The sequence below is a fragment of the Mesorhizobium sp. M6A.T.Cr.TU.014.01.1.1 genome, assembly GCF_004022765.1.
GTDB classification, from domain to species: domain Bacteria; phylum Pseudomonadota; class Alphaproteobacteria; order Rhizobiales; family Rhizobiaceae; genus Mesorhizobium; species Mesorhizobium mediterraneum.
Genome location: NZ_RZPG01000076.1, coordinates 1 through 704 on the forward strand (window position 1 = coordinate 1; position 704 = coordinate 704).

Annotated in this window: 1 pseudogene; it reads left to right on the forward strand. The window is 68.8% G+C overall.

Annotation, left to right across the window (positions count from 1 at the left end):
• Nucleotides 1–704: pseudogene (locus tag EN885_RS33770) on the forward strand (hypothetical protein); the annotation flags it as partial.

The following is a 704-nucleotide window of genomic DNA, read 5'->3' on the forward strand; positions in this document are numbered from 1 at the left end:
ACGCGGCGGCACCCTCGGAGACGACTTCGGGCACCATCGGCTTCACATCGCCGGACGGCCTGACGACGGTGTCGCTCGGCGGCCATGTGCTGACCGGTGCGGCCCAGACCTTCAGCGATGCCACCGGCTCACTGACGGCAAGCTATGTCTACAATGCCACCACCGGCGCCGGCACGATCAACTATTCCTACACGCTGCTCGACAACACGTCGGGCAACAGCACCAACGCCAGCTTCGCGGTCGTCGTCACCGACGCCGACGGCGACAGCGCGCCGGCCGGCAACCTGGTCATCAACATCGTCGACGACGTGCCGACGGCGCATGCCGACACCGACAGTGTCGCGGCCAACCAGTTCACGGCCGAGGTCGGCAATGTGCTGACGGCGGTGGGCACCACTTCGCCGGTGGCCGGCGTCGACGTCAAGGGCGCCGATGGCGCGGCGGTGGTTGGCGTCCAGGCCGGCACCGTCAATGCCGACCTCGACAGCACGGGCACGCTCGGCACTGCGATCCAGGGCACCTACGGCAAGCTGACGCTGGCCGCGGACGGCACCTACTCCTATGTGCGCGACGCCGGCACGGCCGGCGGCCACGACGACGTCTTCACCTACACCATCAAGGACGGCGACGGCGACCTGTCGCACACCACGCTGACCATCTCGATCGGCAACTCCACGCCGACCGACAGCATCCCGGCACCGGGC